Raw genomic sequence first — 25,441 nt, 5'->3', positions numbered from 1 at the left:
CTATTACAGCGGTCAAATGATCGAATATTTACCGTTCATCCAAAAAATAACATTTGCATTAGGGCTCATTTGGGTCATCGGACTTAATTACCAATTGACCGGAAAAAACGTGGTACAACACTGTAAAAATTAGGGCGATTAAGTGCTGGATTCATTGGCCTGGGCTTGTTTGCGAGATTGCCGAATCTTTTGATTTGGCGATTGAAAAATAAAAGGTAATCACAGAATGCAAAAGATTCGCCATGTGCGAGGCCCAACGGTAATCGCCTATCACCCCGTACTTTTAACATAAAAAAAACGTAGGTCACATGCTAAATACGTATCTTTTTATTTAAGAATACACGTGTTTTATATTTTTATCGTATCTTAGCCAAAAATTCAGACGATGAATACAAAACTTACATTGACAATAGAACAAAAAGTCATCAAAAGGGCCAAAGAATACGCTAAGGAGAAAAACCGTAGCCTATCCGATATCATTGAAAATTATTTGAAGTTGTTAACAGACAGGAAATCCGACATGGAAAACAATTTGAGTCCAACGGTCGAATCCCTGAAGGGTTCGTTTAAACCACCAAAAAACTTCGATTATAAAAAAGAACTGCAAGACCGTTTGGAGAAGAAATACCTATGATGGAAAAAGTATTGATGGATACGGACGTACTGCTGGACTTTTTCTTTGATAGAAAACCTTTTTCCGATCATACGGCCCAAGTGTTGAACCTCTGCGAAGAAAAAAAAATCGAAGGTTATACGACACCCGTAAGTATAGCGAACACCTACTACCTATTGCGCAAAACCGCCAAGCATGAGGCCGTAATAGATAAGTTGAACCAGCTCCTGAACATAATCGATATAGTAAAAATGGACAGGAAAGTGGTAGTCATGGCCCTGAATTCAAATTTTAAGGACTTTGAGGACGCACTTCAAAATTTTTCGGCCGTCGAGAACAGGACGATCGAGATTATTTTGACGAGGAACATAAAAGATTTTAAAAATAGTGAACTGGCAATATTGACACCCGAGACATACTTGAGGGGAAAAAAAGCCAGTGGCTAATCGCGAAGTAATGGCGTATGCTATGAAAAGCCCTTGTCCATTTCTCTAAAGACGTGCAGATGCATAATCAAAAATAGCTTGTGGCCTACCCCAACGCCTGCCCAACATCACCAATGATATCGTCAATGTGCTCCAACCCGACAGAAACCCGCACCATACCATCGGTAATACCTGTTTCGGCGCGCTCCGCGACCGTTAATTTGCTATGGGTAGTCGATGCGGGGTGAGTGACGATACTTCGGGTATCGCCCAAATTGGCGGACAAGGATAATAACTTGATTGCGTCGAAGAATTTTTGACCGGCTTCCAGTCCACCTTTGACCTCAAAGGCGACTACACAGCCCCCGGCCTTCATCTGTTTTTTAGCGATTTCGTATTGGGGATGCGATTTTAGAAAGGGATATTTTACCCAATTTACTTTTTCGTGGCTCTCTAGATACTCCGCCAATTTCAACGCATTTTCGCAATGCCGGTCGACGCGGACGGCCAAGGTTTCCAAACTTTTCGAGAGCACCCAGGCGTTAAAAGGGGACAATGCAGGGCCGGTAATTCTTGAAAACCGGTATACTTTGTCTATCAGTTCGTGGCTTCCCACGGTAATGCCGGCCAGCACCCTGCCCTGCCCGTCCATCAACTTGGTACCGGAATGGATGACCAAATCCGCCCCGAACTGCAGCGGCTTTTGCAGATAGGGGGAAGCAAAACAGTTGTCGACAATGAATATCAGACCATGTTTTTTTGCTATATCGGCCAAGACTTCCATATCCAATACATCGACACCGGGATTGGTTGGCGTTTCGGCGTAGAGCACCTTGGTATTCTGTCGGATTAATTTTTCAATACTTTCAACTTCGTTCACCTTAAAATAGGAATGATCGATATTCCATTTCGGGAAAAATTTAGTGAAAAGTGAATGGGTCGATCCAAACACGCTTCGCGAAGAAACGATGTGGTCGCCACTGTTCAACAAAGCCGCAAAGGTCGAAAATACGGCAGCCATACCCGAGGCGAATGCAAAGCCCGCTTCAGCGCCTTCCATCTGGCAGACTTTTTCGATGAATTCCGAGGAATTGGGATTGGAATAGCGTGAATACACGTTCCGCTGCTTTTCTTCAGCAAACGAGGCGCGCATATCTTCGGCATCCTCAAAGACGAAGCTCGAGGTTAGGTATAGGGGTACGGAATGTTCCAGGTTTTCCGTACGGTTCAGTTGGGTGCGGATGGCGTTTGTTTCGAATTTCTTATCCATAATTTAGTGTCATTGCCGCACTTCTATGGTGCTCAGCAAATACTTCGGCGTATATCTCTTCTATTTTTAAGGATATCGAGGTACGTTTAGCCTATGTAAGCATCTAGACCTACAAGGATGTCGCTGTGCGCCTACACCTCCCAGGTCATTCGTATTTTTTCTATCCTTTCTCCGCAATCCGCAATATATCCCCAAAGACCCCTCTTGCCGTGACCGCAGCCCCTGCACCGGCGCCTTGAATGACCAGCGGATGCTCGCCGTAGGATTCCGTATAGATTTCGATGATGGAATCGGAACCTTTGACCTGACCAAGGGCACTTTGTTTGGGTACGGAAATCAGCTTGACTTCCAAAATACCCTTTTCCTTTTGCAGGTCGCCGTACAGGTCGCCTACATAGCGGAGTACATGATTCGGCTCTTGCGATTTTTTGATGGTATCGAACTTTTCGTCGAGGACATCGAGGTGCCGTAAAAATCCATCGACTTCCCCTATCCTCAATGGTTCGGGAATCAGATTCTCGATGTCAATATCGGTGAATTCATTGCTCAAATCAAGCTCCCGAGCCAGAATCAATAGCTTACGCCCTACGTCATTGCCCGAGAGATCTTCCCTTGGATCGGGTTCAGTATAGCCGCTATCCATGGCATCCTTTAAAATCTCGGAAAAAGATCGGTCGGATTCCGAAAAGGTATTAAAAATATAGCTAAGCGAACCTGAAAAAACGCCTTTGATGCGGGTAATGTTCTCGCCCGAGAGATGCAGCAACTTGATGGTATCTATCAACGGCAAACCTGCCCCCACATTGGTTTCATAGAGATATTGTTTCTGGTATTTGGCCAATTCTTCACGCAACGAACGATAGTAATCGAACCCTAAGGTATTCGCAATTTTATTGGAGGATACCAAGTCAAATCCGTTTTTGACAAAATCACCATAGTGGGTTACAAAATCATGGCTGGCGGTGTTGTCAATGGCGATCAAGTTTTCAAGATGGTTTTCGCGGGCAAACGCGATGATATCTTCGATGGTATAGGAAATCCCTTTTTCTTCGATGGCTTTTTTCCAGTTTTTGGATATGCCCTTTTTATCCAAAAGTACCTTGCGGGAATTGGCAATGGCGAAAATCCTCACATCGATACCCTTACGTTCTTCAATCGTTTTTGCGGATTTCAAGATTTGATCTATCAGCGTACCGCCCACGTTGCCATGGCCGAACAAGGCCAAATTTATTTTATTGCTGATTCCAAAGATGCGGCCGTGCATCACGTTCAACGCCTTGTTGAGGTCCGCTTTTTTCACTACTAGGCTCACGTTCTTTCCGGAAACCGTATTGTTGAATAACAGCGGTATGATCTGGTTTTTGATCAAGGCATTATACGGCAGATGAAAGGTGCTGAGATCTTGACCAACGATTGAAATAACCGACACTTCCTCTAAAACAGTAATCAAATTGATATCCCTGGTGAAATAATCACCCTCGAATTCGGCATCCAAAGCTTTTTTGGCAAGTTGTGCCTTGTCGGAATCCACAACCAACCCGATGCCCCGCTCCGATGATCCTTGAGAAATAATACTGACGCTGATGTTGTTTCTTTCGAGGGTCTTGAAAATACGGGCGTCGATGCCTACTTTTCCCAGTAGTCCCCTACCCTCTAGATTGATCAGGGATACATTTTCGATCACGGAAAGGGATTTGATACCGTCTTTTTCGGTCTTGGCACTGATTAAAGTACCCTCGTTGTCATTGTTGAAGGTGTTTAAAATGCGAAGCGGTATATTTTTTTCAATAAGTGGGATGATAGTTTTCGCATGCAAAATCGTGGCCCCGAAATTGGCCAGTTCGTTCGCCTCGCCATACGAAAGGTTGGCAATTCGCCGGGCATCGGATACCATATCGGGATTGGCAGTGAAAATGCCGTCGACATGGGTATAATTCTGAAGTTCTTCCGCATTGAGGAAATTGGCGAACAAAGCGGCGGAATAGTTACTGCCGTTCCTTCCCAAGGTAGTGGTGTTCCCATTTTCATCGGAGGCTATAAATCCCGTTATAATTGGTACCGCGTCGTGTTCAAGCTGCTCGAACCTTTTTAGAATATTTTCTTTGGATTCCGCCTCAAATACCGAGGCATCCCCAAAATTGGAATCCGTTTTCACCAACTGCCTTGCATCAACAAACTGTGCGTTTATACCTTTCTCCCGTAACAATTGGGTGACCACATTTCCGGAAATTAGCTCCCCGAAAGAAAGCACTTGATCTTTTATCTTTGCGCTGTAATCGCCCAAAAGAGTCACCCCTTCAAGGAGTTTTGCCAAGGCTTTGAACTCGTTGGAAATGTCGACTGTACTAAAATTGTGTTTCTGATACTTCTCAAGGGCCATTAAATCCTTTTGATAATCCTTTCGCTTTGCGGCCTTGTTCAGTAGGGCATCCAATTGGTCGGTCGCCTTCTCCCTAGCGGACAGGACTACCGCGATATGCTCTCCGGCCTTTACTTTGGCGGTTACAATATCCAATACCTTCTCGATACCTTCACCATTCGCCAAGGATTTTCCCCCGAACTTTAAAATCTTAATACGTTTGGTGGTACCATTCTTACTGAAAACTGGTTTCAGCAACTGCTCCATCTGCTCAAACTCGATCAAAAAGGCATCGTGGCCGTGCAGGGAATTTACCTCTCCGTAGGTAACGTTACTGTTCGCTTGGGCAAGGCGCTTAAAAGTGTCCTTATTTTCCTGTGCGGTAAAAAAAAGATCGGAATCGACGCCGATGATATGAATGTTGGTATCGCTATTCTGTAAATCGGCAAAATTTCCTTGTCCGTTTCGGGTGACGTCGATGGTCTTAAGCAATTGGTTCATCAGTTTGTAGGCGGACAACTGGAAACGTTCCTGCAATTTATCGCCGTGATGCATAAGCCAACTTTCGACGTTAAAGACCTGAAGCTCTTCGTTGGTGCTCCGCTTGAACCGCTCTTTGAAAGATTCAGGAGTCCGGTAGCACAACATGGCATGCATGCGCGCATCGTGTACGGGCTGTTTTGAATTGACTAAAAATTGTTCCTGAATCTGGCAATTCGCGATCAACCAATCGGTAGATTTCCAATCGGAAGCTACCGGAACCAGATGTTCCGTAATCTTGGGGTTCATGGCGGCCATCTCCCACGCAATCCCTCCACCTAGAGATCCCCCGATAATGGCAAACAGCTTGTTTATTTTCAGCTGTTTCAATCCCCATAAAAAAATACGCGCTATATCGCCGGCCACAAAATCCTTGTAATTTTCGATGACGAACTTGTCATGGCCGTTACCGGGTATATTGAACGATAGTATCGTGTATCGGTCCGTATCGATACGCTTGCCCTGCCCGATAAGGGCGGACCACCATCCATCTTTTCCCGTAACGTTGGAATTTCCGGTCAGTGCGTGGTTTACCAAAACAATGGGCGCGGAAAGCAGGTCGCGGCCGAACAGTTCGTACGACAGTTCGATGTCTTGGGTGACACCGCTGAGGGTGGTGTAGCTATCTAATTTTAGGTGGTGCATTTACGATATATTTATCCACCTATTAATCAATAGTTGCAAAAGCATTTTCAAGATCGGCTTTAAGGTCTTCGATATCCTCAAGACCCACAGACAAGCGGATCAGGTCTTTGGTAACCCCAGTAGATTCCTGGGCTTCGTCGTCCAATTGTTGGTGGGTGGTGCTTGCGGGATGGATAATCAGCGATTTGCTATCCCCTATATTGGCCAGCAACGAAAATAACTTGGTGTTGTCCGCCATCTTTTTTGCCGATTCGAAGCCCCCTTTTACCCCGAAAGTTATCAGTCCGCTTTTTCCTTTTGGAAGATAGGCTTGCGCTTGCTCGAAATACTGGCTCGATTTAAGTCCAGGGTAGTTGACCCAAGTTACCTCATCCCTACCCTGCAGCCATTCGGCAAGTGCCAAGGCATTTTCACTGATATGCTTCATACGAACACTGAGCGTCTCCAAGCCCTGAATAATTTGCCAAGAGTTGAACGGACTAGCGGCCGCCCCGTAATCTCGAAGCCCCTCGATACGAACTTTAGCTATAAAAGCTGCAGGACCCAAAGCTTCGTGATAGACCAAGCCATGATAGCCGGCGGAAGGTTCCGTAAATTCCGGAAAATTTCCGTTGCCATAGTCAAAGGTACCTGCATCGATGATAGCACCACCTAGGGCGGTTCCGTTTCCGTTGATATATTTCGTCAAGGCATGGATTACGATATTGGCACCGTATTCAATCGGGTTCAAGAGCGCAGGAGTAGGGACTGTATTATCCACGATAAAAGGAATTTTGGCCTTTTTTGCCTCCGAAGAAATCGCCTTGAGATCCAGCACGTCCAACTTAGGATTGCCAAGGGATTCCACGAAAATGGCCCTGGTATTTTCCTGTACCGCTTTGCCAAAATTTGTGGGGTCGGAAGGATCTACGAAAGTCGTGGTAATGCCCAATCTCGGCAAGGTCACGCTCAATAGGTTATAGGTACCCCCGTACAGACTGTTACAGGCGACGATATGGTCCCCCGTCTTTAAGAGCGTCAAGAGCGAGGTCGAAATGGCGGACATGCCCGAGGCTGTTACCACGGCGGCAATTCCGCCTTCCAAAGCTGCCAAACGCTGCTCGAGCACATCGTTGGTCGGGTTGTTCAGACGGGTATAAATAAATCCCGTTTCCGATAAGTTGAAGAGGTTGGCCGCATGATCGGAGTCATTGAATACGTACGAGGTATTCTGGTACAGGGGTACGGCGCGGGTTCCCCCATGGGCCTTTACGTCATGACCTGCATGCAAGGCGTTCGTTGAAAATTTTGGATCACTCATGATTTTTGGTTTTACTTGTTAGTACTCTACTTTATAGCATTCAAAACACCATACACATAGGCAGCCCATCCAAAGAAAATCGGAAGGTTAAAATCAATAGGTTATGAAGAAAGAAAATTACGGGAAGTAATTTTTTTGTGTTATCTGCCAAGATACTGAAATTCCCCAATTTAGGGGCAGCATCTGGTAGAACGTAGCACCTTCTTCGCGCATCCCGACAAGAATCGGAAGCCAAAGGGTTGCTAAGGTTTCAAAGGGTCTAATCCCTCCACCTTTCTTGATAACCGATTAATATGTGTTTGAACTTTTGAAAAACAAATATAAGGAGGGGGGAAGGGATTTTCCTAATATATAAGGATAAAACTGTGCGTAATGTGCCAATTCAATGGATTTTTATTGATAAACCTACAACCCAAAAGCCTTTTTAACCTCCTCGATCCTATCCAATTTTTCCCAGGTAAACAACTCCACTTCGGTCTCCACCCTACCACTGTACGGCGATTCGTAAACTTTTTTGACGGTTATAGGCTCCTTTCCCATGTGGCCATAGGCCGCAGTCTCCAAATAGATGGGATTTCGCAGCTTAAGACGTTTTTCAATGGCAAAAGGACGCATATCGAACATTTCCGCTACTTTTTCGGCGATTTCGCCATCGCTAAAATCTACGTTCGAAGTACCATAGGTATCCACATAAATGGAGGTAGGCTCAACAACCCCGATAGCATAGCTCACTTGCACCAATAGTTCTTCGGCCACCCCTGCAGCGACCAAATTCTTAGCGGCATGACGGGCGGCATAGGCGGCACTTCTGTCGACCTTACTGGGGTCTTTTCCGCTGAAGGCGCCACCACCATGGGCTCCCTTTCCACCATAGGTATCCACGATAATCTTTCGGCCTGTAAGTCCCGTGTCGCCGTGCGGGCCTCCGATAACGAATTTACCGGTGGGATTTATATGATAGGTAATTTGATCGTCAAAGAGTTTTTGTATCGCCGCAGGTAACTTTGCCTTTACCCTTGGAATCAATTTGGATACAATATCCTTTTTTATCCTGGCGAGCATCTTTTCGTCATCGGAGTCAAATTCATCGTGCTGGGTAGAGACCACGATAGTGTCGATACGCTGCGGCAGGTTGTCATCGGAATATTCGATGGTCACCTGCGCCTTGGCATCCGGACGGAGATAGGTGATTTCCTTTTTCTCCCTTCTCAAATCGGCCAGCCCTTGAAGTATTTTGTGGGAAATATCCAAGGCCAACGGCATGTAATTTTCCGTCTCCTTGGTGGCATAGCCGAACATCATCCCTTGATCTCCAGCACCCTGCAGTTCCTTTGATTCCCGATCCACACCTTGATTGATGTCCTTCGACTGTTCATGAATTAGCGATATTACCCCACATGAATCCCCGCTGAACTGATATTCGCCGTTCGTATAACCAATTTTATTGATGACATCCCTGGCAATTTGTTGTACATCTAAATAGGTTGTACTCTTGACCTCGCCGGCCAATACGACCTGCCCGGTCGTCACCAAGGTCTCGCAGGCTACCTTACTTTCGGGGTCGAAAGCCAAAAAATGGTCGAGTAACGCGTCGCTGATCTGATCGGCAATTTTATCGGGATGGCCCTCGCTAACGGATTCAGAGGTAAACAAATAGGACATAACTTTCGCTTTTATAGTGGAAACGGATTTGAAAGCAACGTCTAAAGAAGAGGATAAAATTTTATTATCAACTGCTTTAGCATTTTTTTCCTGAACTCGATTCAGGGTCTAGAGGTTGCAATCAGTCAAATCCTTCCTCCTTTTTCTTAGGGCAAAAATACACAAATCGGCAAGAAATAAAAATTTTTGCACCACTGGTTTCCCAATATAATTTTCCTCTTCCCCGAGATACTTTGTATATTGTAGCTTCCTTTAATAACTAACCCTTAATCTTATTGTATATGCATATTGCGGTTGCGGGAAACATTGGTGCTGGCAAAACTACGTTGACCAGGTTATTGGCCAAGCACTACCATTGGGAGGCCAATTTCGAGGATGTCGTAGATAACCCTTACCTCGACGATTTTTACAATCAAATGGAACGCTGGAGCTTCAACCTGCAGATCTACTTTCTCAACCAGCGATTTCGTCAGATCCTAAAGATAAGGGAAAGCGGTAAGGACACCATTCAAGATCGTACGATTTACGAGGATGCCTATATCTTTGCCCCCAACCTTCACGCCATGGGACTGATGACCAATCGTGATTTCACCAACTATAAAAGCTTGTTCGAATTGATGGAAAGTCTGGTGCAGCCGCCCGATCTTTTGATCTATTTACGTAGTTCGATCCCCAATCTGGTCGGCCAGATCCATAAACGCGGGCGGGAATATGAGAACAGTATCTCCATCGATTACCTCAGCCGACTCAACGAGCGCTATGAGGCTTGGGTACATCACTACGAAAAGGGAAACCTGCTGATCATCAATGTCGATGACATCAATTTTGTGGATAATCCCGAAGATCTGGGTACCGTGATTAATAGGATCGATGCTGAGATTAACGGGCTTTTTTGAGCCTGCCTGCAAGCCGATGCAGATTGGGCGACCCCAAATCTAAATAAAGCCGTTTTCCATAGCATGCTCGACCGCCTGTCCACTGCTTTCCACCAAAAGCACAGGCGTTATCTTATATTTTTCGAACAGCCCGTTTACCCGTTCCATCTTACGTTTATGGTCTACGCTTCTCAGATAAATGGCCAAGATGTTATCGGGATGCAATTCCGCAATTTCCTTATAGATATCGGCATCGTGTTCGCCGCTATCGCCGATAAGAATGAATTTGAGATCGGGGTAGGTTTTTAGGATGTTGATGATTTCCTTCTGCTTTTGAGGTTTTTCGCCCCCCGAACCGATACCGCCCCATTTCGGAAAATTGCGAAGCAAAACGGGTCCTTTAGGAAAATTGTTCTTGGTCAGGAAGAGTTCTAGGTACCGATATAGGTTCCACGGGCTGTGACTTACGTAGAAAATGGGATTGGCGGCCTTGCCCGATTTTCCACGATGTAGCTGTCCGTAGAACTGGGCGGCGCCCTCCAGAGGGGTCCGTTGTCCCGGTTTTATAAAAAAAGTGTTGAACACTACTTTCCATTTCAACGAAGAGACGACTCCCGTATGGAGTATAGTGTCGTCGATATCGCTGATGACCCCGAAATCCGCTGATTTTGAAGGAATTAATAGCTCTCCGGGGAAACGGTTTTTATGAAGAATCTCCCTTTTCAAGGCGGTATCCGAGAACGAGATTTCATAGTTCACCCATCCCTCTTCGTTGGCAAGCTCCCGCAGATTTTCCATCGCTGTATCCAAGCGATAGTAGCCGCGATTGTCGGTCGTTCCCGCGACCGTTCTGCCATCCTGAAACTTTACGGTAACGCCCGTATTGCGAATTTCGTCAGTCTCGAATCGCTTGAAGGAATTCCATAATAAATTTAAAAAACCCTTCTTTGAAAGATCGATTTCCTCATCTTCCAAGGCCCTGCCCCGGGCATAAAAATGCGTGTCGGTGCCGTAACTCTGAAAAGTGATGATCTGAAGTTTGTCTTTTTTTCCGAACCAACCCATAAGGTCAAATATAGGGAAAAGGTTTGATGCGGGAGTGTCGGATGCACGGTGCTCGATGCACGGTGCTTTGTATTTGGTGTTCTACCCGACCTTTTACCTTAAAAGTAAAAGGGGTGTGACTACGGACATAAATACGATACCTCGAAATAATTTTAACTGGCATTACGGATTAAAAAAGGAGGTCATCTTTTATCGATGCCTCCTTTTCTTTTGTGAATATTTCGTTTTCGGTCACTTCCGAATATCAATACTTTCAATCGTAATCTCAGTCTCTGAGCCCTTTGATAATACTCTGGTATTCTCAAAAGCTTCCAACTGGGTCTTTACCTCGGCCTGAGTACCTGTGAAGGTCCTTTCTTGCGTGACTTTTTCACCGTTTACAACCGACGTATAGGCAATGGTCGCTTCGGCCAAGTCACCCTTGTCCGTACTCATTTCGACTTGAATTTCCTTAGCGTTTTTAGTAGTCGCCATACCGGTTTGGGTCATAGCGATACTGGGTGCGATGACCAATGCTACGACGGACATCAATTTTAAAAGGATGTTTAACGAAGGTCCCGAAGTATCCTTAAAGGGATCTCCGACCGTATCGCCGACAACCGCTGCTTTATGGGCATCAGTACCTTTACGGCCGTCGGATTCGATCATTTTCTTGGCGTTGTCCCAAGCCCCACCGGCGTTGGACTGAAAAATAGCCATCAATACACCTGCCGTTGTTACACCGGCCAAAAGACCGCCCAACATTTCGGCACCACCGACAAAGCCTACCGCCACGGGTACGGCGATAGCCAGCAATCCGGGCAATACCATTTCTTTAAGCGATGCCTGTGTGGAAATCGCTACACACTTATCGTATTCCGCTACGCCGTCGGCGGCGTCAAAAATCGCCCGGTCTTCAACCGTTGCCTTCGACATATCGGAATCGTATTTCCGCATAACGGCCAAAGCAGCTTTTAGTTCGGGAATATCCCGAAACTGGCGACGTACTTCTTCTATCATCGCCAAGGCGGCACGGCCTACGGCGTTCATCGACAAGGCGGAAAACACAAAGGGCAGCATCCCCCCTACCAATAATCCCGCCATAATATCTGGTCGGGAAACATCGATAGTTTGCACATTGGCAACCTTCATAAAAGCGGCAAACAAGGCCAAAGCGGTCAACGCGGCAGAAGCGATGGCAAAGCCTTTTCCGATGGCAGCCGTAGTGTTTCCAACGGCATCCAACTTATCCGTACGTTCCCGGACTTCGCTCGGCAACTCGGCCATTTCAGCGATACCCCCGGCGTTATCGGAAATCGGTCCGTAAGCGTCAACGGCTAACTGGATTCCGGTGTTCGCCAACATCCCAACAGCGGCAATGGCGATACCGTACATTCCGGCAAAATGATGGGAGATCAAGATGGCCGCGGCAATCAAGAGAATGGGAACAGCGGTGGACATCATCCCCACCCCAAGGCCGGCGATAATATTGGTAGCTGCACCCGTTTCGGATTGCCTAACGATATCGTTTACCGGCTTCATACCGGTTCCCGTATAATATTCCGTGATCTTACCGACGCCAAGACCGGCAACTAAACCGGCGATGGTGGCCCAAAAGATTCCCATCGCCCCGCTTGGCAGACCCTCCACGGATTCGGGAATCAAGGCGTGGATGATAAAATAGGAAGCGGCGACCATGAGGCCCGCAGATAAAAATTCCCCTACATTTAGAGCTGTTTGTGGATCACCACCATCCTTTACTTTTACAAAGAAGGTTCCGATAATGGACATGATGATACCGACCGCCGCAAGTACTAACGGCAGATAGACCGCACCTAATCCTCCGAAATCGGGAGTAATAATAAAAGCCCCCAAAACCATGGTTCCGATGATAGAACCGACATAGGATTCAAAGAGGTCGGCCCCCATACCGGCGACGTCACCTACGTTATCGCCCACGTTATCGGCAATCGTAGCCGGATTCAATGGATGGTCTTCGGGAATCCCCGCTTCGACCTTGCCCACCAAATCGGCCCCCACATCGGCGGCTTTTGTGTAGATACCTCCGCCCACACGTGCAAAAAGTGCTATTGAAGACGCGCCCAGCGAAAAGCCGGAAAGTACGTTCAGCACCAAGCTCAAATTCTCTGCACCGGGCCAAATATTTTGATAGATCATGAAGAGTCCGCTTAACCCTAAGACGCCAAGGCCTACAACGCCGAGACCCATTACGGAACCGCCGGCAAAGGCCACTTCCAAGGCTTTGCCTAGGGAAGTACGCGCGGCTTGAGTGGTTCTCACATTGGCCTTGGTCGCTACCCGCATCCCTATAAAACCTGCCAATGCCGAGCAAACCGCGCCAACGACAAACGAGAGCGCTACCATACCGTGTGATCCGGCTTCGGCACTTCCCTTAAAATACAGGAGAACGGCAACGGCCACGACAAATATTGATAGAATCTTGTATTCCGCTTTTAAGAACGACATCGCCCCGTCGGAGATGTTCTTGGCGATCCGCGCCATCTTGGCATCGCCCTCGTCTTGCTTGGCGACCCAAGAATTTTTGATAAAAACGAACAAAAGGGCCACAATTCCGAAGACCCAAAGATAATTTACTAGTATTTCCATATTCAGTTAGGTATTTTTTAACGGGGGCTAAAGTAGTAAAATTGAGTAGAATAAAAAAAGCCATCCTTATTTATAAAGATGGCTTTTTCTACCCTTATTTTTCAGGGAGAGTTTTATCCCCTAAATCATAAAAGTACGACGAGCTTTATGATCGCTTTCCAAATACCTTCTTACACATTGGTGGTATATCTCGACCGCTTCATCGACATTGCCCCAGCCACCGGTATCGACCTTTTTCTTTTCGAGGTCTTTGTAGACCTTGAAAAAGTGTTCTATCTCTTTTAATCGATGGGGATTCAGGTCGCTGATATCGTTGTTATTGCTCCATATCGGATCGGAAACGGGCACGCAGATTATTTTTTCATCAGGCCCTTTTTCGTCGGTCATGTGAAAGACACCGATCGGTCTGACCCGCATTACCACCATCGGATAGGTAGGTTCGGCGCCCAATACCAGCACATCGAGCGGATCTTGGTCCAGTGCCAGAGTCTCGGGAATAAAGCCGTAGTCGCCGGGATACATCATCGAGGAAAAAAGCATCCGATCAAAACGGATTTTGTTCAGCGTAAAATCATACTCATATTTGTTCCTGCTTCCCTTTGGGATTTCGATCAGTACGTCGAAGGTGATATTTGCTTTTTTAGTCATTCTACGATTTTTTATCCTCGCGAAGATACGAAAACGGGATTAGTTGGCGAGACCTGTCGGATTTCCTTTTTTTCAAAAATCGGATTTTTATCAGAAATATCCCGTATACATCGGATTTAAACCTGAAAAGGTCTACTCCGAGGTCTTGTTGAAGATCGAATTCCTTAAAAAATTCTTTTGAAACAGAGGGCAGATATAATCCTCAGGTGATTTGCCTTTATCGGATTTACACCGTGGGGAACAATACCCCCCTGAAGCAGTATGGATTGGCCCGGTTTTAGGTATATAGATCGGTATCCCCAATACCTATCCTTATATATAGAGGATAGATTTTCGTTTAGTCTTTCCGAATACAGATATAAAAGACCGTTCGCACTGTTTTGCGGGATTGTCGAATGCAAACATGTGATCAAGGTGAGATCACACTGATCGACATCCCGGTGAATATCGAGGTAGTCGTTCTCCTCCGCGTAGAACGTATAGGTACCCCGTTGGCCGCTCGGGGCTATCTGCATACCGGTCTGATCGCTAATATGTGAAAGTAGATTTTTTGAGGCATAGATGGCATTCTGTACCGGTCCGCCTCCGACCGACCTGAATTTTCTTTTGGGCGTTCCTCCCCTTTCGGCTATCGCCCCCTCGGTAACAACATGGTGCCTTGCCTGCCCATAAAGTTGTATTGGCTCTTGGGCAAAGCGGTGGAAAAGTGCATCATCGAACAGATTATCGAACAGGAAATAAGGTTGTATGTCAGCAGTTGTGTCCATCATCTAGAATAATTCCATCCGATCGGGAAGCGAAATATTGCTCAGTCGTTCTTTTACCGCTTCGGGCAAGTTAGTTAGGGGTATATCAAGGCCGTTATCCTGACCTTTGACCATATAATGATTCTTATCGCGCTGTAATCCCACCCCGAACAATTTTTCAAATAAAGCCCGTTCCGCCGTGATCGTTGCGGAAATGCCTTGGTCATATCGAAAAGCTATACCCTGTTTTTCAAAATAGTCCCTTACCGCTGCCACACTGGCATCATCGGGCAGAAACTCCATAACGTTGCTACTTGTAATCTGCTTATTCAGCGGATCTTGGCCCGTTGCCGATAGAAATGTGACCTCGGCCGTTACCTCTTGATTTTTTTCTTCTGTACTTTTCATCGTATTGCAGCTGAAAAAAGCAAGGCAAATGAACGTGAAAATGGTTATTTTTTTAACTATTGTCCCGTTCATTTGCTTAACTGCTTTCATTGATTACATTAATTCATCCAAATCTATCTGATCATCGTCGACCATTCTCATGGCTTCATCCATTTCTTCGTCGGTCATTAAGATTTTGGTATCACCGAAACCAAAGTTATCACTATTCCCCCGGATTCCTTCATTGATATCCTCCGAAGTTATCACAGGGCCTATGGGCGGGATAACCGGTACCACAGGTGGCGTTACCGGAGGCAATACCGGCGGAATGATTGGCGGAACGATGGGTGGGATAATAGGTGGGATAATAGGTGGAACGACAGGAGGCACGACTATGATAGGCGGAACGATCGGCGGAACGGTAAACCTACAGCGCAACTTTGCCTTCAAAACGGCCCGGTACGCATTGATCAAACCATGTCCCGTAGAATTGTCGGGGCCGTTGGTAGAGCTTGTTCCGGTAGCACTGGTGCCGGTGGTAACATCGATCGCCGTGCTTTTCATGATATCGCGTACTTGCGAGGGACTCAACCGCTTACAGGCCTGCTTGATCAAGGCGGCTACACCGGCCAATTGGGGTGCGGCGGCAGAGGTACCGCTAAACGCTGCCCATCCGTCGTTGGCGCCGGTTTCGTCCTTCGCGGGGTGTGATCCGCCTGCTCCGTCGGTATCGATATCACATCCTGCCTGAATCGGCAACATAATGTATTTCGCCCCGGGGGTCTGCCCGACCAAACCACATACATCGGGCACTCTTCTACCCGGATAGATGTTGGAGTCAAAGCCACTGGAATAGTTCGATGCCCGTAAGCTCATGTTATCGCCCAGATACACACCGCCAGCCGAAATTACGTCGGGATGCTGTCCTGGGAAGCCCCAGTGCCCGTTGCCAGCAGAAAATACCACTATGATGCCCCTTGCCACCGCAAGCGCGATAGCCGCCGCCAAAGTCTGTTCCGCGGCATTTATGGAATTGGGCCTGTGCGAACCCCAGCTACAGGTAATGATATCGGGGTTCAGGCTTACAGCGGAATTGAACGCGGCGGTCGAATTTACGAAGTTCCATTTAATGGGCGTCAATGTACAATCGGGAGCCGTTGCAAAGATATTGGCCGATTCGCCTGTGCCATGTCCGCTATCATCGGTCAAGGGATTCAGGGTGCCCGGGGCCAGGGTAACCGAATTTACACGGTATCCCCTTTGTGCAAAAAAAGGATGTTTATAAAACCCGGTGTCCACCATGGCTACATGAACGCCCTTACCCGTAATCGCTGCCCTGTGGGCCCTATCCGCATTGCATCCTACCGAAACGTCGCCCGGCACGTTCAAATGCCAATAGTCCTTTGTCGGAGGCAGATAATTGGGAGCGAAGGGATAATAAGGGGTCTCAAGGGCAACGCCTTCTATGTAATTGGCCAATTTGCCCGATTTCGGAATGATCAATCCGGTGGTGTCGTTTTGGGTCGTATCCAAATAGGTTACCATTTCTTTCTCGGTACCCGATTTGATGGATTCCCGTTCTTCCGCGATTATTTCCTGGCCGAAGGCCTTTTTGTAATCGGATGCGGACCCCGATATATTGATGGTCGTATTGGTAATCTGCAACACCTTGAAACCCGCATTTTTCAGGGCTTCAACGGCATTTAAGGTTACCTCTTTTTCCGAGAGGTAATTTTGGATGTTTTGCGAGGTCGCCAAAGTGCCCTCCTCGAAAAGAGATCGGCCTCCAATGGATTTTGGCGATACTTGCGCAAATATCTCCGTGGGTACGCTAGGTGATTCCACCTTCTTCTTTTTTGCTGTCATTTTTTTGGATTTTAAAGGTTAATAAATATCAGGTCAAAGGGGGAATAGGTGTTTTTTTTGGGGGGAAGGAGAAAAAAGTGATTTTGTAATACGAGATCGAATGTAGTTACATCGATACGCTTGCCCAATAGGATCTGTACGGATCGCTATAAAATCTGTATAAGCGGTAAGAAAATTCTTTGTGAGTACTTGGGGGCATCCCTAAAACCCTACTTGGGTGCAGGTTTGCGGGTTGTATCAATTAGGAGTTGTCCAAGCCATTCCCGTCTTCATGGGAATGACAAAGAAAGGCTTAAAAGCTAAACCCGAAAGACCCTGTTACACTAAAGGGCCGTGCTTCGGGCGCTTCCAAATAATTGCCCCTAAAGTTAAAGTCAATGCGGAAAATCTTGAAAATGTTCCCTACCCCGACGGAATATTCGTAGTAGATCTTATCGTCGGGAGCCTGTAAGGATATATTCGTAGGGGCATTCAGGGCGATATTTTCATCGGATAGATCCCCCCAGACGCCTCTCAATCCTACAATTTCCCTAAGGTCGAGTTTTCGCAACAAGGGAATCCTCGAAAATAGGCGGCCGTTAAAATTATGCTCCAGATGCACGGAAGCGTACGTATCGGTAACGAACTCGTAGAAATCGAGGTTGGGAAAGGTATTGTAGAGCGAAAAGAGGGTCTGGTTTCCTGGGATGACGTTCAGCAGTCCGAGCGGGACATCCCCAAAGGTCTTGCCCACTTCCACCGTACTCAAAAGCCTTCCGAAACCGCCCAATTGCCAAGGCTGGCTGTAGGAAAACTGAAGCTTGCCATAGTTGAAATCACTTTCCAGAAATCCTTCAAGACCTCGGGTATAGTTCAACACAAGGGTACTGTAATCGTCATTGATATCGCTGCGTTCGACCCCGTAACCGATGGTGCGCTTGCCGGGCGTATAGATCAACGTGGTATTTACGTCGAACTGCTGTATTTCGGAGGATATTCCGCCTGGGACATCGGCATCCACATAATCTAAACTAAAGGCATCGGGCAGGGCGGAACTCAGCGTTCGGAACGAGTTACCGATGCGTATCCGAAAATTGGTCAACGGTTCCATCTCGATATTAAACGTGCTTAGATTGATATTGGTCAACCGATCGTTAGCCCCCACGGTAAGAATGGAAGAGGATGCGATACTCCGCCCCAGCACATCATTGGTCGCGGTCAGATTGAGTCCCAATTGCTCGATATCACGACGGTTGCCCCCGGAAATGATCAAGCGGGTCTTCTTATCGACCAGCCACTTTCCAGAAATTCCATACTTGCCCTTGTTGTCCTTAAAACCATAGGCCATATAGCCTTCCAGCCGCCAAAGGTCGTTCTGCCCGAAATAGGTACGCGCCCCGCCCCGAAGGCGGATGCCCTCCGCATCGTTATATCCAAAAACGCTGTAGACATCACCGATATCGATATTCAATTTATCAACTTCCACATAGCCCGAACCTAAAATACTTACGATATTATAATAGGATTTGAACTTGGGCACGGTCTTCAGGGTATCCAAAAGGGAATACACCCCTTGTTCGTCCTTGTTCAGCGATTCGAGGCGGTTGTTGGTCCAAAAGGTACTGTCCCGCGTCATTACTATCGGATCGAACGGATTGCTCTTCGTTTTATAAAATTCCCTCGATCGTTCTTGATCGAACTGGTGGCGGTCGTATACGGTCGTCCGCTTTCCGTAGATACCGCGGGACTTTTCCTTTTTGCTATAACTGAAATCCGTCAGCATATAATCCCTCTTCAAAAGAAAAACGCTATCGTTGAGTACGTCAAAATCCTGCTCGATATAGACATCCTTCACCCAGTTCAGATTGGCGCTCTTAGTGACCTGTAAGTTGATTTTCTTGACGGCATAGGTAGTATCGTTCACCCAAAAATCTCCCTTAAAGGTCAGTTCGTTCTTACGCCTAGGGTAATACACGATATTATAGCACCATTTGTTGTCGACAAAGGCACTATCGCGCAAAGCATAGTTGTATACATCGATACCTGTCCTGGAAAGGGGACTGGTAAAGCTCTTGTCAAAAAATTTAATGTAGTTATTGTAAACATCATATTCGGCATACATGTCTTGAATAAAGGCCGTAATCGATTGGTTGTTCTCGAAACCGGAGTTCTTGCTGCCCAAAACGTCTTCCTTTTCTACGCCCATACGATTATCGCCGAACACCTTTGAAAATTTTTCATTCAAGAATATGGGCAGATAGGTCTTGCCCGTAATCCGAGAGGTGTCAAGGTCCTCGAACATAAATTCCAAGCCTTTAAAAATACGGCTGTTTATGACCGAACTGTCAATGGTATTCAGGTCGAACTCTACCTTTTCGTATTTGTCGTATTTGTACTGATCGAACATACGGAGCCCGTTCTCCCGTTTGTTTTCCCAGATTTTTCTAAGGATGTCAATGGCGGGGTTGTTCTTTTTGGATTGTTTACCGGCGATAAGCACCACTTCTTTCAGCTGCTCGCTCGACTCGAGCATGGTTATTTCCATATTATAGTTCACCTTTTGCGACAAGGCAATTTCTTGGGTCTCGTAGCCGATAAAGGATACGATCAGCGTTGGGTAGGTAGACTCCGATTCGAGATAGAACCGCCCGTCGTCGTTGGTAATCGTACCTTCTTGCGAATCTTTAAAAAGCACGTTCGCAAAAGGTACGGTCTCGCCCGATTCGTCGATAATGATACCGCCCACTTTAGTCTGCGTATGGCCAAAGGCCACTATCAATAGGAAAATGGATAAAAGAATCTTTTTCATGTAGGACTTTCGGGCTTAATGAGGGAACAAAGCATATGCCAATAAAAATGCTCCGTCGAAAAGGCATCAACGAAGCAAAGGTACCTTTAGTATAAGGTTACTATAATTTATATAACACTTTCTTAACAGCCTTGATGACATCTTCATGGTTGGGTAGCCACTCGGCCAATAGCACGGGTGAGTAAGGTGCGGGCGTATCGGCAGTGTTGATTTTTTCAATGGGCGCATCCAAATAATCGAAAGCGTGCGACTGAACATGGAAGGTGATTTCGGTAGCCACGTTTCCAAAAGGCCAAGCCTCTTCCAAAATGACCAGTCTGTTCGTTTTCTTGACGGATTTTAGAATCGCGTCGTAGTCCATAGGCTTTACGGTACGAAGGTCGATAATTTCACAGCTGATATCCTCTTTTTCAAGTTCTTCGGCGGCTTTGTAGGCTTCCTTTATAATTTTTCCGAAGGATACGATAGTGACATCAGAACCTTCCCTTTTTATATCTGCAACACCTATGGGGATGGTAAATTCCCCCTCGGGCACCTCTCCTTTATCGCCGTACATCTGCTCCGATTCCATAAAAATTACGGGATCATCATCGCGGATGGCCGATTTCAACAATCCCTTGGCATCCGCAGGATTGGAAGGAACGATCACTTTTAGTCCGGGACAGTTCGCATACCAACTTTCGAAAGCCTGGGAGTGCGTGGCGCCCAATTGCCCTGCAGAACCGGTAGGGCCTCGAAATACGATGGGACAGGGAAATTGCCCCCCGGACATCTGACGTATCTTGGCCGCGTTGTTGATAATCTGATCGATACCGACCAAGGCGAAATTAAAGGTCATGAATTCGATAATTGGTCGACAGCCCGTCATGGTAGATCCTACCCCGATACCGGCGAAGCCCAGCTCGGCAATCGGGGTATCGATAACGCGCTTGGCACCGAACTCGTCCAACATCCCTTTTGACGCTTTGTATGCCCCGTTATATTCCGCCACCTCTTCGCCCATAAGATATATGGACTCATCATTCCGCATCTCTTCGGACATCGCTTCGACAATGGCTTGCCTAAATTGTAGTGTTTTCATAAATTGGAGTATTCGATTCGTGGCGTTAAAAACGCAAGCAAAAATAGGAAAATATATATCAACTCATTGATCCATCCTATCAAAAAAGGGATAAAATTTGTTATGCGTGCATAGCTTTTTTCGAAATTTATAGCTATCTTCGTAGAGAAAACTTTAAAAGAGTAAAGGAAATGAAAATATTGGTTTGCATAAGTAACGTACCCGATACGACCTCGAAAATAAATTTTACCGATGGCGATACCAAATTCGACACCAATGGGGTGCAGTTTGTAATTAACCCCAACGACGAATTCGGGCTTACCCGTGCCATGTGGTTCAAGGAAAAACAAGGTGCCACAGTGCATATCGCGACCGTGGGCGAAGCTACTGTGGAACCGACCATGCGAAAGGCCTTGGCCATAGGTGCCGATGAAGGCATTCGTATAAACGCTGCACCAACTGACGGCTATTATGTCGCCGAGCAACTGGCCGAAGTGGTGAAAAATGGTGATTACGATCTGGTTATAGCAGGGCGGGAATCCATCGATTATAACGGCGGTATGGTGCCCGGTATTTTGGCCACCATGCTAGGTATGAATTTCGTAAACACCTGTATCAGCCTCGAAATCGAAGGCGATACCGCAACCGCAATTCGCGAAATCGATGGCGGAAAAGAAACCGTGGAAACCAAATTGCCGCTGGTCATAGGTGGACAAAAAGGTTTGGTAGAGGAAAGCGACCTGAAAATTCCCAATATGCGCGGTATTATGATGGCGCGAAAAAAGGCACTCAACGTACTTGAACCGATTGATGCGACGAAAGCCACCCATGATGTCAGTTTCGACAAACCGGCTCCGAAAGGGCAGGTCAAATTGGTCGATTCGGTAGATGAGTTGGTGGATTTATTGCATAATGAGGCTAAAGTCATCTAGCGATTTGCACTCGCAAATTCAAAAAAATCAAGTACCAAATTCCAATAATAGGAATTTGGTGCTTGGAATTTGCAATTTTCAAGGCGTTCTAGGAACATGCAAACTCACATTCCAGTAAGAAACTTAAATCAAAGAAACATGTCAGTACTAGCTTACACAGAATCCGAAAACGGAAAATTCAAGAAGAACGCCTTTGAAGTGGCCTCTTACGCCAAGGCAGTGGCCGATCAAATGGGGACTTCGGTTACCGCGATTTCTTTTAATGCTTCCGAAAACGAAAACTTGGGAGCCTACGGAGTTTCGAAAGTCTTGAACGTGACCAATAATACTTTGAAAACTTTCAACGCCGAAGCGTATGCTAAAGCGATTGCCCAAGCAGTGGAAAAAGAAGGTGCCAAGGTAGTGGTCGTCAGTTCTAGCGCCAACAGTAAGTTTTTGGCACCTATCTTGTCGGCCAAACTAAAGGCGGGTTATGCGCCGAACGTCGTAGCGGCGCCCGATAGCACCGACCCCTTTAAAGTAAAACGCACCGCTTTCAGCAACAAAGGTTTCGCACATACCGAAATCAGCACCGACATCAAGATTGTCGGCGTCTCGAACAATGCCTTCGGACTCAAAGAAAACCGGGCCGATGCCAACGCAGAAGATTTTAGTCCTGAATTGGGCGATGGCGATTTCTCCGTTAAATCAGTAAATGTAGATAAGGTTGCCGGCAAAGTAACCATAGCGGATGCCGAGATAGTAGTATCCGGGGGACGCGGATTGAAAGGTCCCGAAAATTGGGAAATGATCGAAGAGCTGGCCGATGTGCTGGGGGCAGCGACGGCTTGCTCAAAACCCGTATCCGATATGGGATGGCGCCCGCATGGCGAACATGTAGGGCAAACCGGGAAGCCTGTTGCCGCCAACCTATATGTTGCGGTAGGTATCTCCGGAGCCATTCAGCATTTGGCGGGAGTCAGTGCCTCTAAGACCAAAGTGGTCATCAACAACGACCCCGAAGCCCCTTTCTTCAAGGCGGCGGATTACGGAATCGTAGGCGATGCCTTTGAAGTGATACCCAAACTCGTCGAAAAATTAAAGGAATTTAAAGCGCAAAACGCGTAATATTTGTTAATTTGCGCGCCCAGCGGGGCTACTTAAAATGTCTGGAAAGCCCGATATTTAAGTAGCCTTTTTGTATTTTTATAGTCTATGAGCTTAGTACGGTTAAAAATTAAGGGGATTTCCTACAGTCAAACGCAGAACGGCGCCTATGCCCTCATTTTGAACGAGGTAGAAGGTGACCGTAAATTGCCTATAGTCATCGGAGCCTTCGAGGCACAGTCGATAGCCATCGCCCTTGAAAAGGAGATCAAGCCTCCACGGCCCTTGACGCACGACCTGTTCAAGAATTTTGCGGATCGCTTCGAAATCGTCATCAAACAGGTTATCATCCATAAATTGGTCGACGGCGTCTTTTATTCCAGCATCATCTGCGAGCGAGATAAAATTGAGGAGATTATAGATGCCCGTACCAGCGACGCCATCGCTTTGGCCCTCCGTTTCAATGCGCCAATTTTCACGTACAAGACCATTTTGGACAAAGCCGGTATCTTTCTTAAATTTTCATCCAAGGACAGCAAAAAAGAAGGCAATGATGAAAGCATCGTAGTTGACGAAATCTTACAGGAAGGTGATACCGTCGAAATCGAATCCGGTGCCTCTGACGGATATACAGAACTTTCCATAGACGAACTCAATAAAGAACTCGATAAGGCCGTCGCCAATGAAGACTACGAAAAGGCCGCCAAGCTTCGGGACGAAATTTCCAAACGCAACTAATCTGTAGGGCACCCATGATTTGCAATGACGTCGCCAAAATTTTTTTCAGATATAAGGTATCAAAAAGGAAGTTTAGCCTGGCTAATTGAGTATTTTGTCAACGCAAGTAACTGGAAAAAAGAACAGGTCAGCGAACAAAACAGGGTTTTAAAGATGCCCTTAAGCAAACTCTTCATGAAAAAATCCCTTTGGATTCTCTTGCTCGTCCTTTTCTTTGTTTTTCCGGCCGTTGCACAAGATTCCCTAGACGTGGATACCGCTCAAGGGGTAACCATGAACGATACGCTTCCTGAAAACGCCTCTGAAATCGTTCCCAATCAAGGTATTTCGGTTAGTAGCGTTTCTAGAGGTATACTGGGGATGTTGGTACTACTTTTACTATCCTTTTTGTTCAGTTCGAACCGTAAAGCGATCAATTGGAAGACTGTGGGCATTGGGCTGGCACTCCAATTGATTATTGCCATAGGCGTTTTGAAAATTACCTTTATCCAAAAAGGGTTCGAGGCCGTAGGAGAGGTTTTTATCAGTATTTTAGGATATACTAGGGCAGGAAGTAAATTTTTGTTTGAAGGGTTGGTAGTTGACACCAACACCTTCGGTTATATTTTTGCCTTTCAGGTTTTGCCCACCATTATCTTCTTCTCCGCATTGACCTCTTTGCTCTTTTATTTGGGCGTTATTCAAAAAGTCGTGAAGGCACTGGCCTGGTTATTATCCAAAAGCCTCCGTATCTCCGGACCGGAAAGCCTTTCGGTGGCCGGAAACATTTTTTTGGGCCAGACCGAAGCCCCATTGTTGATCAAGGCCTATCTTGAAAAAATGACACGCTCCGAAATCCTATTGGTTATGATCGGTGGGATGGCCACTGTAGCCGGGGCAGTACTGGCCGCCTACATCGGGTTTCTAGGAGGCGAGGACAAAGTATTGCAGCTCGTCTTTGCCAAGCATCTTTTGGCCGCTTCGGTGATGGCGGCCCCGGGTGCTATTGTGATTTCTAAAATCCTATATCCCCAAACCGAACCCGTGAACACCGTCGTAGAAGTTTCCAACGCCAAAATCGGCTCAAACGCTTTGGACGCAATTTCCAATGGCACTACGGAAGGTCTCAAATTAGCGGTAAACGTCGGCGCCATGCTTCTGGTATTCGTCGCCTTGATCGCCATGGTCAACGGTATCCTGGGATATGCCGGCGACCTCACCTCCCTCAACAGTTGGATCGCCGCCAACACCGCATACGAAACCTTCTCTTTAGAAGCGATTCTAGGCACCCTTTTCGCCCCGCTTATGTGGCTCATCGGAGTGGCCAACGAAGACATCATGCTGATGGGCCAATTGCTTGGCATTAAATTGGTCGCCAGCGAATTCGTCGGCTACATTCAATTGGCCGAACTTAAGGACTTGGCTACAGGTGCCAATTTCACTTACAACAAATCCGTCATCATGGCCACCTATATGCTCTGCGGCTTCGCCAACTTCGCCTCTATCGGAATCCAAATTGGCGGCATCGGCTCGTTGGCCCCCGGACAACGCAAGACCCTTTCCGAGTTTGGATTGAAGGCTGTCTTGGGCGGATCTATCGCTTCATTGCTATCGGCTACGATTGCGGGGATGATATTGGGGTAGGGCCCATCTACAAAACATGATTAATACCATATTCGTTCCTAAAATAAATTACTTATCTTTGACGTTAGTAACGCGAAAGATATGATAACATCCTTTGGCTCTAAGGAAACAGAACAGATATGGAAAGGTATTCGAGTTAAAAAAATGCCCATCGAAAACCAGAACATCGGGCGTCGGAAATTAAGAATGTTAAACAACTCGCAAAG

At 46.6% G+C, this 25,441-nt stretch carries 19 protein-coding genes, 1 pseudogene and 1 riboswitch; of the genes and pseudogenes, 8 read left to right on the top strand and 12 right to left on the bottom strand.

The genetic code is table 11. The annotated features are described in order from the left end of the window. Positions 1-385 precede the first annotated feature (385 nt). Both ACEW8S_RS12725 and ACEW8S_RS12720 read left to right on the top strand, forming a co-directional pair. Positions 386-634, top strand: coding sequence for a DUF6364 family protein (locus ACEW8S_RS12725; RefSeq protein WP_373518521.1), 249 nt, complete (start codon positions 386-388; stop codon positions 632-634). Beyond that, positions 631-1,059 carry a type II toxin-antitoxin system VapC family toxin gene (locus ACEW8S_RS12720; RefSeq protein ID WP_373518520.1) on the top strand — a complete coding sequence of 143 codons (429 nt, stop codon included), beginning with the start codon at positions 631-633 and terminating at the stop codon, positions 1,057-1,059. The genes ACEW8S_RS12725 and ACEW8S_RS12720 overlap by 4 nt, the downstream gene beginning before the upstream one ends. Before the next feature lie 85 nt (positions 1,060-1,144). Here ACEW8S_RS12720 and ACEW8S_RS12715 read toward each other — a convergent pair whose 3' ends face one another. From ACEW8S_RS12715 to metK, 4 genes are all read right to left on the bottom strand, one after another. Then, a complete protein-coding gene (locus tag ACEW8S_RS12715; protein ID WP_373518519.1) occupies positions 1,145-2,308 on the bottom strand; it encodes a PLP-dependent aspartate aminotransferase family protein in 1,164 nt (387 codons plus the stop codon). Positions 2,309-2,468: 160 nt separating this feature from the next. Next, positions 2,469-5,852, bottom strand: coding sequence for a bifunctional aspartate kinase/homoserine dehydrogenase I (gene thrA, locus ACEW8S_RS12710; RefSeq protein ID WP_373518518.1), 3,384 nt, complete (start codon positions 5,850-5,852; stop codon positions 2,469-2,471). A 22-nt stretch (positions 5,853-5,874) separates the two neighbouring features. Next, positions 5,875-7,152, bottom strand: a complete 1,278-nt coding sequence (locus ACEW8S_RS12705) for an O-acetylhomoserine aminocarboxypropyltransferase/cysteine synthase family protein (protein ID WP_373518517.1) — start codon at positions 7,150-7,152, stop codon at positions 5,875-5,877. Between the two features lie 137 nt (positions 7,153-7,289). Further along, a riboswitch (SAM riboswitch) is annotated at positions 7,290-7,439 on the bottom strand. A gap of 118 nt (positions 7,440-7,557) precedes the next feature. After that, positions 7,558-8,814, bottom strand: coding sequence for a methionine adenosyltransferase (gene metK / locus ACEW8S_RS12700; RefSeq protein WP_373518516.1), 1,257 nt, complete (start codon positions 8,812-8,814; stop codon positions 7,558-7,560). A 281-nt stretch (positions 8,815-9,095) separates the two neighbouring features. Between metK and ACEW8S_RS12695 the strand changes: the two genes are divergently transcribed. Then, the gene (locus ACEW8S_RS12695) at positions 9,096-9,710 is read left to right on the top strand and encodes a deoxynucleoside kinase (protein ID WP_373518515.1); all 615 of its coding nucleotides are present in this window, start codon (positions 9,096-9,098) and stop codon (positions 9,708-9,710) included. A gap of 39 nt (positions 9,711-9,749) precedes the next feature. On the opposite strand, the gene ACEW8S_RS12690 is transcribed toward ACEW8S_RS12695, so the two are convergent. The 8 genes from ACEW8S_RS12690 to ACEW8S_RS12655 all read right to left on the bottom strand — a co-directional run bounded on the left by ACEW8S_RS12690 (position 9,750) and on the right by ACEW8S_RS12655 (position 20,877). Beyond that, on the bottom strand, positions 9,750-10,754 hold the full coding sequence (locus ACEW8S_RS12690) for an App1 family protein (protein WP_373518514.1): 1,005 nt from the start codon (positions 10,752-10,754) through the stop codon (positions 9,750-9,752). A gap of 231 nt (positions 10,755-10,985) precedes the next feature. Further along, positions 10,986-13,361 carry a sodium-translocating pyrophosphatase gene (locus ACEW8S_RS12685; RefSeq protein WP_373518513.1) on the bottom strand — a complete coding sequence of 792 codons (2,376 nt, stop codon included), beginning with the start codon at positions 13,359-13,361 and terminating at the stop codon, positions 10,986-10,988. Positions 13,362-13,481: 120 nt separating this feature from the next. Further along, a complete protein-coding gene (locus ACEW8S_RS12680) occupies positions 13,482-14,009 on the bottom strand; it encodes an inorganic diphosphatase (protein WP_373518512.1) in 528 nt (175 codons plus the stop codon). Between the two features lie 164 nt (positions 14,010-14,173). Then, positions 14,174-14,779, bottom strand: a complete 606-nt coding sequence (locus tag ACEW8S_RS12675; RefSeq protein WP_373518511.1) for a hypothetical protein — start codon at positions 14,777-14,779, stop codon at positions 14,174-14,176. Continuing rightward, entirely contained in the window at positions 14,780-15,163 is a 384-nt protein-coding gene (locus tag ACEW8S_RS12670) for a hypothetical protein (protein WP_373518510.1), read from the bottom strand. Positions 15,164-15,256: 93 nt separating this feature from the next. Further along, positions 15,257-17,008, bottom strand: a complete 1,752-nt coding sequence (locus ACEW8S_RS12665; RefSeq protein ID WP_373518509.1) for a S8 family serine peptidase — start codon at positions 17,006-17,008, stop codon at positions 15,257-15,259. A 292-nt stretch (positions 17,009-17,300) separates the two neighbouring features. Continuing rightward, the gene (locus ACEW8S_RS12660; RefSeq protein WP_373518508.1) at positions 17,301-19,796 is read right to left on the bottom strand and encodes a DUF5686 family protein; all 2,496 of its coding nucleotides are present in this window, start codon (positions 19,794-19,796) and stop codon (positions 17,301-17,303) included. Positions 19,797-19,896: 100 nt separating this feature from the next. Then, positions 19,897-20,877 carry a pyruvate dehydrogenase complex E1 component subunit beta gene (locus ACEW8S_RS12655; RefSeq protein WP_373518507.1) on the bottom strand — a complete coding sequence of 327 codons (981 nt, stop codon included), beginning with the start codon at positions 20,875-20,877 and terminating at the stop codon, positions 19,897-19,899. Positions 20,878-21,047: 170 nt separating this feature from the next. Here ACEW8S_RS12655 and ACEW8S_RS12650 point away from each other — a divergent pair, with 170 nt between their 5' ends. The 5 genes and pseudogenes from ACEW8S_RS12650 to ACEW8S_RS12630 form a co-directional block, all read left to right on the top strand. Beyond that, positions 21,048-21,788, top strand: coding sequence for an electron transfer flavoprotein beta subunit/FixA family protein (locus ACEW8S_RS12650; protein ID WP_373518506.1), 741 nt, complete (start codon positions 21,048-21,050; stop codon positions 21,786-21,788). 138 nt (positions 21,789-21,926) lie between these two features. After that, positions 21,927-22,895 carry an electron transfer flavoprotein subunit alpha/FixB family protein gene (locus tag ACEW8S_RS12645; RefSeq protein WP_373518505.1) on the top strand — a complete coding sequence of 323 codons (969 nt, stop codon included), beginning with the start codon at positions 21,927-21,929 and terminating at the stop codon, positions 22,893-22,895. Positions 22,896-22,982: 87 nt separating this feature from the next. Beyond that, positions 22,983-23,612, top strand: coding sequence for a bifunctional nuclease domain-containing protein (locus ACEW8S_RS12640; RefSeq protein WP_373518504.1), 630 nt, complete (start codon positions 22,983-22,985; stop codon positions 23,610-23,612). A gap of 174 nt (positions 23,613-23,786) precedes the next feature. Next, positions 23,787-25,235, top strand: coding sequence for a NupC/NupG family nucleoside CNT transporter (locus ACEW8S_RS12635; RefSeq protein ID WP_373518503.1), 1,449 nt, complete (start codon positions 23,787-23,789; stop codon positions 25,233-25,235). Between the two features lie 81 nt (positions 25,236-25,316). Beyond that, a pseudogene (locus ACEW8S_RS12630) lies at positions 25,317-25,441 on the top strand (plasmid maintenance system killer family protein); the annotation flags it as partial.

This window comes from Pricia sp., assembly GCF_041745955.1.
Classification (GTDB): Bacteria; Bacteroidota; Bacteroidia; order Flavobacteriales; family Flavobacteriaceae; genus Pricia.
Note: the sequence above shows the minus strand (reverse complement) of the source record. Positions and strands in the feature narration are given on the sequence as shown.

Excerpts from the sequence above, each read along its gene's own strand:
- metK (WP_373518516.1), bottom strand. The coding sequence starts at position 8,814 with ATGTCCTATTTGTTTACCTCTGAATCCGTTAGCGAGGGCCATCCCGAT.
- ACEW8S_RS12655 (WP_373518507.1), bottom strand. The coding sequence starts at position 20,877 with ATGAAAACACTACAATTTAGGCAAGCCATTGTCGAAGCGATGTCCGAA.
- ACEW8S_RS12695 (WP_373518515.1), top strand. The coding sequence starts at position 9,096 with ATGCATATTGCGGTTGCGGGAAACATTGGTGCTGGCAAAACTACGTTG.
- ACEW8S_RS12665 (WP_373518509.1), bottom strand. The coding sequence starts at position 17,008 with ATGACAGCAAAAAAGAAGAAGGTGGAATCACCTAGCGTACCCACGGAG.
- ACEW8S_RS12690 (WP_373518514.1), bottom strand. The coding sequence starts at position 10,754 with ATGGGTTGGTTCGGAAAAAAAGACAAACTTCAGATCATCACTTTTCAG.
- ACEW8S_RS12725 (WP_373518521.1), top strand. The coding sequence starts at position 386 with ATGAATACAAAACTTACATTGACAATAGAACAAAAAGTCATCAAAAGG.
- ACEW8S_RS12640 (WP_373518504.1), top strand. The coding sequence starts at position 22,983 with ATGAGCTTAGTACGGTTAAAAATTAAGGGGATTTCCTACAGTCAAACG.
- ACEW8S_RS12645 (WP_373518505.1), top strand. The coding sequence starts at position 21,927 with ATGTCAGTACTAGCTTACACAGAATCCGAAAACGGAAAATTCAAGAAG.
- ACEW8S_RS12680 (WP_373518512.1), bottom strand. The coding sequence starts at position 14,009 with ATGACTAAAAAAGCAAATATCACCTTCGACGTACTGATCGAAATCCCA.
- ACEW8S_RS12670 (WP_373518510.1), bottom strand. The coding sequence starts at position 15,163 with ATGAAAAGTACAGAAGAAAAAAATCAAGAGGTAACGGCCGAGGTCACA.
- ACEW8S_RS12685 (WP_373518513.1), bottom strand. The coding sequence starts at position 13,361 with ATGGAAATACTAGTAAATTATCTTTGGGTCTTCGGAATTGTGGCCCTT.
- ACEW8S_RS12635 (WP_373518503.1), top strand. The coding sequence starts at position 23,787 with ATGAAAAAATCCCTTTGGATTCTCTTGCTCGTCCTTTTCTTTGTTTTT.
- ACEW8S_RS12705 (WP_373518517.1), bottom strand. The coding sequence starts at position 7,152 with ATGAGTGATCCAAAATTTTCAACGAACGCCTTGCATGCAGGTCATGAC.
- ACEW8S_RS12720 (WP_373518520.1), top strand. The coding sequence starts at position 631 with ATGATGGAAAAAGTATTGATGGATACGGACGTACTGCTGGACTTTTTC.
- thrA (WP_373518518.1), bottom strand. The coding sequence starts at position 5,852 with ATGCACCACCTAAAATTAGATAGCTACACCACCCTCAGCGGTGTCACC.
- ACEW8S_RS12715 (WP_373518519.1), bottom strand. The coding sequence starts at position 2,308 with ATGGATAAGAAATTCGAAACAAACGCCATCCGCACCCAACTGAACCGT.
- ACEW8S_RS12650 (WP_373518506.1), top strand. The coding sequence starts at position 21,048 with ATGAAAATATTGGTTTGCATAAGTAACGTACCCGATACGACCTCGAAA.
- ACEW8S_RS12675 (WP_373518511.1), bottom strand. The coding sequence starts at position 14,779 with ATGATGGACACAACTGCTGACATACAACCTTATTTCCTGTTCGATAAT.
- ACEW8S_RS12660 (WP_373518508.1), bottom strand. The coding sequence starts at position 19,796 with ATGAAAAAGATTCTTTTATCCATTTTCCTATTGATAGTGGCCTTTGGC.